The organism is Rosenbergiella sp. YN46 (genome assembly GCF_036620675.1).
Lineage (GTDB): Bacteria > Pseudomonadota > Gammaproteobacteria > Enterobacterales > Enterobacteriaceae > Jejubacter.
The window spans coordinates 59,405-69,963 of sequence record NZ_JAZHEE010000021.1 but is presented as its reverse complement, the minus strand read 5'-3'; the positions used below and the strand labels follow the sequence as shown (position 1 = coordinate 69,963).

11 protein-coding genes and 1 pseudogene are annotated in these 10,559 nt (G+C 56.4%); 9 read left to right on the top strand and 3 right to left on the bottom strand.

Translation table 11 applies throughout. The features are described from left to right. The 9 genes and pseudogenes from V3W49_RS15045 to V3W49_RS15005 all read left to right on the top strand — a co-directional run. The coding region (locus tag V3W49_RS15045; protein ID WP_500146560.1) for an RHS repeat-associated core domain-containing protein at positions 1–480 on the top strand (480 nt) is incomplete at its 5' end. A 15-nt stretch (positions 481–495) separates the two neighbouring features. Further along, positions 496–945 carry an SMI1/KNR4 family protein gene (locus tag V3W49_RS15040; protein ID WP_500146559.1) on the top strand — a complete coding sequence of 150 codons (450 nt, stop codon included), beginning with the start codon at positions 496–498 and terminating at the stop codon, positions 943–945. A 170-nt stretch (positions 946–1,115) separates the two neighbouring features. Further along, positions 1,116–1,844: pseudogene (locus V3W49_RS15035) on the top strand (RHS repeat-associated core domain-containing protein); the annotation flags it as partial. Then, positions 1,844–2,161 carry a hypothetical protein gene (locus tag V3W49_RS15030; protein WP_500146557.1) on the top strand — a complete coding sequence of 106 codons (318 nt, stop codon included), beginning with the start codon at positions 1,844–1,846 and terminating at the stop codon, positions 2,159–2,161. The pseudogene V3W49_RS15035 and the gene V3W49_RS15030, both read left to right, overlap by 1 nt. A gap of 237 nt (positions 2,162–2,398) precedes the next feature. After that, positions 2,399–3,379, top strand: coding sequence for a vitamin B12 ABC transporter permease BtuC (gene btuC, locus V3W49_RS15025; protein ID WP_500146556.1), 981 nt, complete (start codon positions 2,399–2,401; stop codon positions 3,377–3,379). A gap of 146 nt (positions 3,380–3,525) precedes the next feature. Continuing rightward, positions 3,526–4,077, top strand: coding sequence for a glutathione peroxidase (locus V3W49_RS15020; RefSeq protein WP_500146554.1), 552 nt, complete (start codon positions 3,526–3,528; stop codon positions 4,075–4,077). After that, on the top strand, positions 4,074–4,823 hold the full coding sequence (gene btuD / locus V3W49_RS15015; protein WP_500146552.1) for a vitamin B12 ABC transporter ATP-binding protein BtuD: 750 nt from the start codon (positions 4,074–4,076) through the stop codon (positions 4,821–4,823). The genes V3W49_RS15020 and btuD overlap by 4 nt, the downstream gene beginning before the upstream one ends. 80 nt (positions 4,824–4,903) lie before the next feature. Further along, entirely contained in the window at positions 4,904–5,368 is a 465-nt protein-coding gene (locus tag V3W49_RS15010; protein WP_500146550.1) for a C40 family peptidase, read from the top strand. Positions 5,369–5,436: 68 nt separating this feature from the next. Beyond that, the gene (locus tag V3W49_RS15005) at positions 5,437–6,882 is read left to right on the top strand and encodes a protein adenylyltransferase SelO family protein (RefSeq protein ID WP_500146549.1); all 1,446 of its coding nucleotides are present in this window, start codon (positions 5,437–5,439) and stop codon (positions 6,880–6,882) included. Between the two features lie 92 nt (positions 6,883–6,974). Here V3W49_RS15005 and V3W49_RS15000 read toward each other — a convergent pair whose 3' ends face one another. The 3 genes from V3W49_RS15000 to ppsR all read right to left on the bottom strand — a co-directional run bounded on the left by V3W49_RS15000 (position 6,975) and on the right by ppsR (position 10,327). Then, positions 6,975–8,021 carry a 3-deoxy-7-phosphoheptulonate synthase gene (locus tag V3W49_RS15000; protein WP_500146548.1) on the bottom strand — a complete coding sequence of 349 codons (1,047 nt, stop codon included), beginning with the start codon at positions 8,019–8,021 and terminating at the stop codon, positions 6,975–6,977. Positions 8,022–8,233: 212 nt separating this feature from the next. Beyond that, on the bottom strand, positions 8,234–9,280 hold the full coding sequence (locus V3W49_RS14995) for a 3-deoxy-7-phosphoheptulonate synthase (RefSeq protein ID WP_500146546.1): 1,047 nt from the start codon (positions 9,278–9,280) through the stop codon (positions 8,234–8,236). A gap of 213 nt (positions 9,281–9,493) precedes the next feature. Then, positions 9,494–10,327: a posphoenolpyruvate synthetase regulatory kinase/phosphorylase PpsR gene (gene ppsR, locus V3W49_RS14990; protein WP_500146544.1), complete on the bottom strand. Its 834-nt coding sequence runs from the start codon at positions 10,325–10,327 to the stop codon at positions 9,494–9,496. Positions 10,328–10,559 lie beyond the last annotated feature (232 nt).

Here is a 10,559-nt window from a genome sequence, read left to right as displayed (position 1 = left end):
CCGGGCGTGGGGCGCTTTACCACTCAGGATCCGATAGGGTTGCAGGGTGGGCTGAACCTGTATCAGTATGCGCCGAATCCGCTATCCTGGATCGACCCCATGGGCTTAACGTTGACGGGGGGGGATTTTGCTGGCAGCCCTGATTTATTTCCTGTGAAGGATGGGCAGAGGAATATTGTTCAGATTATGATGCAAGGAAGTCGGGGGCGGGATTTTACGGTTGCTTATAAAACTGCTGGAATTAAAAAATCTGATGCAGCTTCATATACCTGGCATCATGTGGATGACTTCGATCCGGAAACAGGGAGAACCACTATGCAGTTGGTAAAAACACAAACCCATGTTGAGTCATTTCCTCATAGAGGATCTGTATCTCAATTTGAGCAGCATTTTGGCGTTAAGTATGAGACGCCTGAAGCAATTAAAGTATCACATAGCAAAGGGTGGCTGAAGGGCCGACTCCCTAAAACATGTCCATGAGTTTCGGAGCATTATATGGAATTTTTAACAGTAAATACATCAAAAGCATTGACTGATGAGGTTTATAATGAATTTGAACGAGTGGTCAATGTTAGATTCTCAAATGAAATAAAAATGTTTTATCTGTCAGGAAATGGTGGTGAGTTATCTGGTGAACGTTGTATTTACATATCTGATGATGGCATGGAATTAGATGTAAAATATTTTCTTCCTATAACCTACCCTCGTTTTGATGGGGATCTTACTGTTGAACAGGCCTATTTTTCTTTTGTCGAGAGAAAAAAAATAATCCCGGAAGGTTATATACCATTCGCCATTACTAATGGGGGGGGGCCTTTTTGTATATCTAAAGTAAATGAACAGATTTACTTTGCGAACATTGAGTCTGATGAGCTCATTTTTTTAGATAATACACTGAATAGCTTTCTCTCTAAAATCATTACAGAAGATGAAGCATGGGGATGAGGTTTTAACTACGTTTAGGCGTAGTTAAACTTAGTATGAGACTATTGCATGGAGTTTAATTACGCTGGGTAATCTCACTTAATTACTCTGAATCAGCAGCTCTATACTGCGCACGGCAATCTGATTCAGCGCCGTCACGGCCTGTACCTCACCATGTCCAGGCGCAGGACGGAGAATGCTACTGGTTTACCGCCGATCTTAACGGCGCGCCGCTGGAGGTCACCGACGGCGATGGCGCGGTGCGCTGGAGCGGGCAGTATGGCAGCTTTGGCGAAGTCAGCCACCAGACCGCGGAAAGCTGGGCGCTGCGCCAGGGCAAACCGACCATCAACCAGCCGCTGCGCTACGCCGGACAGTACGCCGACAGCGAAACCGGTCTGCACTACAATCTGTTCCGCTACTACGACCCGGGCGTGGGGCGTTTTACCACTCAGGATCCGATAGGGTTGCAGGGTGGGCTGAACCTGTATCAGTATGCGCCGAATCCGCTGGGGTGGGTGGATCCGTTGGGGTTGAGCGGAGAAAATATATTTATTCATTATACTGATAAAGCAGGGCTTGACAGTATAATGAAATCTGGTGTTCTTGAACCTAATGCAAAAGGAAAGGTTTATATAACGGATATATTAATGTCTCCTGATGACGTGATGCGAGATTTATTGATTAATAACCCAAGATATGCTGGTCGTGGGGATTACTCTGTAATCTTCAAAATTGATGAAACTCAGAGGGCTAACATCAATCTATCATCTCGCCTGGAATATATACATAGTGGGAGATTAAAGCTCAATGATGTGCTATATTCTGGTAAAAATCCTTACTCATCCTCGTCGAGTTTGGATTATGAAACCAGATTGAAATTGACCGATAATCAGGTTAAGGTAAGGGGGGTTAAATAATGGAAATTGAAAAAATAGAGCTTGACAGGAGTGAAGTTAATGCTTTGATTAAAGCTATTCTTTATTTGAAGTTTGAATGTGAGGATACTGATTCGTTACTGTATTGTAGCAGCCCAATAATAAATTCGTCATTGAGTAAACTTCTGGCAATGTATGGGTATGCAGACGAATGGAATAAGGTTTTTTCTGTCCTTCCAGAAATTAACAAAGAAATAGCAATGGATAAGATTAAACGTTCAGAGTCTGAAGAGGGGGCTCTGGATGAGAAAATTAAAAAAGAAGTGCTTGAGCAGTATTTATTTCCCTACAAAGACTAGACTGAAAGGTTTTTATACCCAGAGATTAATCTGTGTGGCAGCAATTTTGCTGCCTGATTAAATCTGAGAGAAATACTGTTTTTTGATGCCATTAAATAATTATAGCTCTGTAGGGGTAGTGTTCCCTGGCATTCAGTTAGTTGTATTGAATTATTAGGGGTATTTATTTTGCTCCCTTCCCACCCATCCAAACTCCCCGTAAAATCAATCCTCTGTGCCATCGAGATAAGCCGTTCTATGCTGCCATTTATTGTCCAACAACGTCGTCGAGAGCGCCGCTGGCTGTGCGGGCTGGCGCTAATGCTGCTGTGCGCCGTGGCCCTGAGTCTGTGCGCCGGGGAGCAGTGGATCGGGCCTGGTGCCTGGTTTAGCGATGCCGGTCGGCTGTTCGTTGGCGAAATTCGTCTGCCGCGCACCCTGGCCGTGGTGCTGGTGGGGGCGGCGCTGGCGGTTAGCGGCGCGGTGATGCAGGCGCTGTTCGCCAATCCGCTGGCGGAGCCGGGGCTGCTGGGCGTCGCCAACGGTGCCGGAGTGGCGCTGGTGGGGGGCGTATTGCTGGGCGGCGGCATGCTTCCCGGCTGGGGGCTGGGGCTGCTTGCCATCGCCGGCGCGCTGCTGATTACGCTAATTCTGCTGCGCTTCGCCCGTCGTCGGCTTTCCACCAGCCGACTGCTGCTGGCCGGGGTGGCGCTGGGCATTATCTGTAGTGCCCTGATGACCTGGGCGGTCTATTTTTCTACCAGCGTCGATCTGCGCCAGCTGATGTACTGGATGATGGGCAGTTTTGGCGGCGTCGGTTGGGGGCAGGGGTGGATGATGCTGGCGTTACTGCCGGTGCTTGTCTGGCTGTGCCTGCGCCCGTCGCCGCTGAATCTGCTGACGCTGGGCGAAACCTCTGCCCGCCAACTGGGGTTACCCATCTGGCTGTGGCGTAACCTGCTGGTCGGCGCTACCGGCTGGCTGGTGGGGGTTAGCGTGGCGCTGGCTGGCGCTATCGGCTTTGTTGGCCTGGTGGTGCCGCATATCCTGCGGCTGTGCGGACTGACCGATCACCGGGTTCTACTGCCGGGAAGCGCGCTGGCCGGCGGCGGGGTGCTACTGCTGGCGGATATAGTAGCGCGCCAGGCGCTCAGCGCCGCCGAATTGCCGATAGGGGTAGTCACCGCCACCCTGGGCGCGCCGCTGTTTGTGTGGCTACTATTGCGGGCCAGATCCTGACGCCAGCCCCATCAGGCTAGTTTGTCCTCGGGCAGCGTCCGGAATCCTCAGGCGCTACGTGTGCGCTGCCGTGGATAAACTATCCTCAACAAGATACGCCAAATGGGCCAGGCTTTTAATTCACACCTATTAATATCGAGGATGCTATGCAGGATATTCTGAATACCGAAGTGACGACGATCGAGGGCGAAAAGACCCTGCTGGCGCGCTGGCAGGGCGATGTGCTGCTGATCGTCAACGTGGCCTCGAAATGTGGGCTGACGCCGCAGTATCAGCAGTTGGAAGCGCTGTATAAAGCCCACCAGATGCAGGGTTTTAGCGTGCTGGGCTTCCCCTGCAATCAGTTCCTGGGCCAGGAGCCGGGCGATGAACATGAGATCAAAGCCTTCTGTAGCACTACTTACGGCGTAACCTTTCCGCTGTTCAGCAAGATAGAAGTCAACGGCCCGGGGCGCCATGCGCTCTACCAGAAGCTGATTACCGCCGCGCCCCATGCCGCAGCGCCGGACGGCAGCGACTTTGCCAGCAAGATGGAAAGCAAGGGGCGCGGCGCGCAGCAGCAGGGCGATATCCTGTGGAATTTCGAGAAGTTCCTGGTAGGGCGCGATGGCCAGGTTATCCGACGCTATACGCCGGATACCGCGCCTGACGATCCGCACTTGCTGCACGACCTGCAACAGGCGCTGGCCCGCGAATGAGCGCACTACTGCAACTGCGGAACGTCGCGCTGCCAGGAAGAGTGGGGCCTGTTGATGCCGGGATTCAGCCCGGGGAACGTCTGCATCTGCTGGGCCCCAACGGCGCCGGAAAAAGTTCGCTGCTGGCGCTGATGGCCGGACTGGAGCAGGGGCAGGGCAGCATTGTTTTCGCCGGGCGGCCGTTGACCGCCTGGTCGGCGTCGGCGCTGGCCGCGCGGCGGGCCTGGCTGTGCCAGCAGCAGATGCCGCCTTTCGCTATGCCGCTCTGGCACTATCTGCAACTTCATCAACGCGTCGGGCGAAGCGAACCGGCCATGTTGACCATCGCTGAATCCCTGTGGCTGAGTGATAAACTGACGCGCCCGGTATCGGCGCTTTCCGGTGGCGAATGGCAGCGTGCCCGGCTGGCGGCGGTGCTGTTGCAGATAGATCCGAACACCAACCCCGAAGGGCAGTTGCTGCTGCTTGACGAGCCTATGAATAGCCTGGATGTTGCTCAGCAGGCGGCGCTGGATCGGCTGCTGGCCGGACTGTGCCGGGCTGGCGTAGCGGTCGTCATGAGCGCTCACGACCTTAATCACAGCCTGCGCCACGCCGGGCGGGTATGGCTGTTGCACAACGGGCGTCTGACGGCGCAGGGGGCGCCGGCCAGCGTCCTGACGCCCTTGCGGCTGGAATCTGTCTACGGTCTGCCGTTTCGCTCGCTGGAGGTTGCTGGCGAAAATATGCTGTTAACGGGCTACTGACAGCCGCAACCACTTGCCAGCACTGGGTTTTCAGGGCTACATTAGGCCGAAAATAACGAGGCCAGAGGAATTGCCTGAAAATGCGGCTGTGGTTACTGTTAGTGGCAATCTTAACGCTTGCGGGCTGTGGGCATCATCAGGCGCCGCCGCCTGACCCCCGTCTGTCGGATTCCATCACTGTTATCGCCGAGCTTAATGAACAGCTCAATCACTGGCGCGGTACGCCCTATCGCTACGGCGGTATGAGCCGCAGCGGCGTTGACTGTTCCGGCTTTGTAGCGAGGACGTTCCGCGATCGCTTCGAAATACAGCTACCGCGCGAAACCCGCACTCAGGCGGAAATCGGCACCCGCATCGATAAAGAAGAGTTGCTGCCAGGCGATCTGGTGTTCTTTAAAACCGGTGGCGGCGATAACGGGCTGCACGTGGGGATTTACGACACCGACAACCAGTTTATCCATGCCTCCACCAGCCGCGGCGTGATCCGCTCCTCTCTTGATAACGTATACTGGCGTAAGAAGTTCTGGCAGGCGCGTCGCCTGTAGCCAATACCCCTGCATAAACTCCGTGGTTAAAACGCCTCTCTGCCACTACACTGGCGGCAGGAGGCTCCATGACCCATAATCCCCATTTTGATAACAGCTGGCACGACCGGTTGGCGGGCTTTTACAGCGCCCTGAACCCCACGCCGCTGGATAACGCGCGTCTGCTCTGGTACAACCCGGCGCTGGCGGCAGAACTGGCGCTGAACTCGCAATGCTTTAGTGGGCCCGGCGCCGGCGTGTGGGGCGGCGAGTCGCTGCTGGACGGTATGCAGCCGCTGGCCCAGGTATATAGCGGCCATCAGTTCGGCGTCTGGGCCGGGCAGCTCGGCGATGGGCGCGGTATTCTGCTGGGCGAACAGCGGCTGGAAGACGGGCGTCGCTATGACTGGCACCTGAAGGGGGCGGGGCTGACGCCCTATTCGCGTATGGGCGATGGCCGGGCGGTGGTGCGATCCACCATTCGCGAGGCGCTGGCATCAGAGGCGCTGTACCATCTTGGCATTCCCACCACCCGGGCCCTGACGGTGGTCACCAGCGATACCCCGGTGTGGCGCGAACAGCCAGAGCGCGGGGCCATGCTGATGCGCATTGCCGAAAGCCATCTGCGCTTTGGTCATTTTGAACATTTCTACTACCGGCGCGAGCCGGAAAAGGTGCGCCAGCTGGCGGATTACGCCATTGAACGCCACTGGCCGCAACTGGCCCAGGAGGCGGACCGCTACCTGCTGATGTTTCGGGATGTGGTGGCCCGCACCGGGCGGCTGATCGCTCGCTGGCAGTGTGCAGGCTTTGCCCACGGTGTGATGAATACCGATAATATGTCGCTTATCGGGTTGACTATCGACTATGGCCCCTACGGCTTTCTGGATGATTATCACCCCGGTTTTATCTGTAACCATTCGGACTGGCAGGGGCGCTACGCCTTTGATAATCAACCCGCCGTAGGGCTGTGGAACCTGCAACGGCTGGGGCAGTCCCTGTCGCCGCTGGTGCCCGCCGCTCAGCTTAACGAGGCGCTGGAAGGCTATCAGCCAGCGCTAATGAACGAATACGGGCGTCTGATGCGCGGCAAGCTGGGGCTGATGACGCCGCAGGCGGGCGATAACGAGCTGCTGTCCGGGCTGCTGGCGCTGATGGAAAAAGAGGGCAGCGACTATACCCGTACCTTCCGGCTGCTGAGCGAAACCCAGCAGCGTCAGGCGGAATCTCCGCTGCGCGATGAGTTTATCGACAGGCAGGCGTTTGACGACTGGTTCAGTCGTTATCGGGCGCGGCTGCTACAGGATGAGGTCAGCGATGAGAGCCGGCGTACCGCCATGCGGGCCGCTAATCCGGCGCTGGTGCTGCGTAACTGGCTGGCGCAGCGCGCTATCGAACAGGCGGAACGGGACGACCCCGGCGAGTTTGAACGGCTACTGGCGGCCCTGAGCCGCCCCTTCGACGATCGGGACGATGATTACGTACAGCGCCCGCCGGACTGGGGCAAGCGGCTGGAAGTGAGTTGTTCCAGCTAAATTGACGCGTTGCGCTCGATACCCGCTGTCGCGATCGCCTTGAATGGGGGCCCCGGATGGCCCCGCAGGGTGAGCCATCCGACCTCCCGGCATCAGAAACGGCTGTCCGCCGCCCGGGCCAGCATGTCCAGCAGCTGCTCGCTCTGTTCCCAGCTCAGACAGGGGTCGGTAATGGACTGACCGCGTACCAGCGCTTTACCCGATTCAACGCGCTGGTTTCCCTCCTCCAGGAAACTTTCTGCCATCACGCCCGCCACGGCGTGCGAGCCGTCGCGGAGCTGGGCGCAGATCGATTCGCATACTTCCAGCTGTTTGCGGTGCTGCTTCTGGCAGTTGGCATGACTGAAGTCCACCACCAGCCGTTCCGGCAATCCAGACTCACGCAGGTCGGCGCAGGCGGCGGCGATATCCTCCGGGTGATAATTGGGGGTTTTGCCGCCGCGCATAATGATATGGCCCCAGGGATTGCCGCTGGTCTGGTAGATGGTCATCTGGCCGTGTTTGTCCGGCGACAGGAACCTGTGGCTGACCCTTGATGCGCGAATGGCGTCCACCGCGATGCGGGTATTGCCGTCGGTGCCGTTTTTAAAGCCCACCGGGCAGGAGAGCGCAGAGGCCATTTCGCGATGCACCTGGCTTTCGGTGGTGCGCGCGCCAATAGCGCCCCAGCTAATCAAATCGGCAATAAACTGGCCGATCACCATATCCAGGAATTCGGTGGCGGTAGGTACGCCAAGGGCGTTGACCTCCAGCAGCAGACGGCGCGCCACTTCAATACCGTGATTAATGCGGCAACTGCCGTTCAGATCGGGGTCGGAAATCAGTCCCTTCCAGCCCACCACGGTGCGCGGCTTTTCAAAATAGGTGCGCATCACAATCTCCAGCCGTGACTGATAGCGTTCGCGCAGCGGCCGGAGGCGTCGGGCATAGTCAAGGGCCGCGTCGGGGTCGTGAATCGAGCAGGGGCCGATAATCACCAGCAGGCGCGGGTCTTCGCCGTTCAGGATACGGGCGATGCGCTGGCGGGCATCCGTGATCTGCGCTGCGGTTTCCTGGGGCAGGGGGAAGCGCAGCGCCAGCTCGGCAGGCGTCACCAGGCGGTCGATACGCGCAGTGCGCAGTTCATCAGTCTTGTTCATGGAATTTCTCGGGATCCTGGCAGGAGTTGGGTTATGTAGTGAGGCATCTTTATTGATGAATGATAATTAATAATGCAATGATAATCATTATCAATAACAACTCAGAAAGCGGCAAGCGAAATTTGTGATAATTTTGTGAAGTGAGGAAAAGTTGAGCGTCAGGGCGGCACATTGAAAGAGCCGGACGCAGACTAACGCCTGCGTCCGGCGCATCAGAAACGGCTATCCACCGCCCGGGCCAGCATGTCCAGCAGCTGCTCGCTCTGTTCCCAGCTCAGACAGGGGTCGGTAATCGACTGGCCGCGTACCAGCGCTTTTCCGGGTTCAATCGCCTGACTTCCCTCTTCGAGGAAGCTTTCCGCCATCACGCCGGCGATGGCGTGCGAACCGCGACGGATCTGGGCGCAGACCGATTCGCATACCTCCAGCTGTTTGCGGTGCTGCTTCTGGCAGTTGGCATGGCTGAAGTCCACCACCAGCCGTTCCGGTAATCCGAATTCGCGCAGGCGCTCCACGGCGGCGGCGATATCTTCGGCGTGATAGTTAGGCGTTTTGCCGCCGCGCATAATGATATGACCCCAGGGATTGCCGCTGGTCTGGTAGATGGTCATCTGGCCGTGTTTGTCCGGCGACAGGAACCTGTGGCTGACCCTTGATGCGCGAATGGCGTCCACCGCGATGCGGGTATTGCCGTCGGTGCCGTTTTTAAAGCCCACCGGGCAGGAGAGCGCAGAGGCCATTTCGCGATGCACCTGGCTTTCGGTGGTGCGCGCGCCAATAGCGCCCCAGCTAATCAAATCGGCAATAAACTGGCCGATCACCATATCCAGGAATTCGGTGGCGGTAGGCACGCCGAGGGTGTTGACCTCCAGCAGCAGACGGCGCGCCACTTCAATACCGTGATTAATGCGGCAACTGCCGTTCAGATCGGGGTCGGAAATCAGTCCCTTCCAGCCCACCACGGTGCGCGGCTTTTCAAAATAGGTGCGCATCACAATCTCCAGCCGTGACTGATAGCGTTCTCGCATGACCTGAATGCGTCGGGCATAGTCGAGGGCCGCGTCGGGGTCGTGAATCGAGCAGGGGCCGATAATCACCAGCAGGCGCGGGTCTTCGCCGTTCAGGATACGGGCGATGCGCTGGCGGGCAGCCGTGATCTGCGCTGCGGTTTCCCGGATCAGGGGGAGGCGCTGCGCCAGCTCGGCAGGCGTCACCAGGCGGTCGATGTGCGCGGTGCGCAACTCATCTGTTTTATTCATCTGTGTCTCAAATTGGGTGCTTCGCTGCGGCGGACTGCCGGGAAGTGATGGCGATCACGATAAACCAATTGATGCTGAATTCAAGCGTGGCTTCAGGCTTATCTGCCAGTTATGCAACACCATAGCACAGAATATTGCATCCTTGTACTAGTTTAATGGTTCATTTCAGCAGCAAGCGTCGGACGCGCCCCGATATTCGGGGGGAGGAGCGATTCAGTACATCCGGCGGCTGAGGCCCATGATATCCATAATGCGGGTGGCGATCTCTTCGACTGAATAGTTGGTACTGTTGAGGTAGTGGATCTGGTGCTTGCGGTACAGGGCTTCCACCTCGGCGACTTCCATCCGGCACTGGCGCATCGAAGCGTAGCGACTGTTCTCGCGTCGCTCTTCCCGGATGGCCGCCAGCCGCTCGGCGTTGATGGTTAGTCCGAACAGCTTATGCTGTAACGGGCGCAACGCAGCCGGAAGCTGCAGGTTATCCATATCGTCGGCAATAAAAGGGTAGTTGGCGGCGCGAATACCATACTGCATCGCCAGATAGAGGCTGGTGGGGGTTTTACCGCAGCGCGAAACGCCCAGTAAAATCACCTGGGCCTGATCGAGATTGCGCATCGAGACGCCGTCGTCGTGGGCCAGGGTGTAATCAATAGCGGCGATGCGCGCGTCGTACTGGGTGATATTGCCGGGATTCAGCCCGTGGGTACGGTGGGCCACGGGGGTAGGATCCAGCTTAAGCTCCTGCTGTAGCGGCCCCACCAGCGCCTGAACGATATCCTGACAGAAACCTTCGCTTTCCAGAATGATGGTGCGAATTTCCGGCAGCACAATGGAATAAAAGACCAGCGGACGTATACCCGTTTGCTGCCAGAGCGCGTCAATCTGCTCCTTCACCGCCCTGGCGCGGCTTTCGGTTTCAACAAAGGGCAGCGCAATGCTGTTGATGGTTACCGGAAACTGCGACATTACCGCGTGGCCCAGAACCTCGGCGGTAATGGCGGTGCCGTCTGAGATATAGAAAACGTGGCGATCGGCGTAGTTGTCCATGGCGGGTTCCTGAAAATCAAAACTGACGGAAGTATAAATTAAATCAAATCAATAGCGAGAGGAATAGCCTTTAAGAAATAAAGTGAAATGCTATTTTTATTTTTTATGAAAAGCGTAATTCATTTTTCGCCATTTTAAGAAAATCCCGATGCTAATAATGATTAGACTGATAATCAAAGGCTTAGCTTAATCCGGTATCAGTCCGAAAAAACATTTTTTTTGTGGCTTGAAC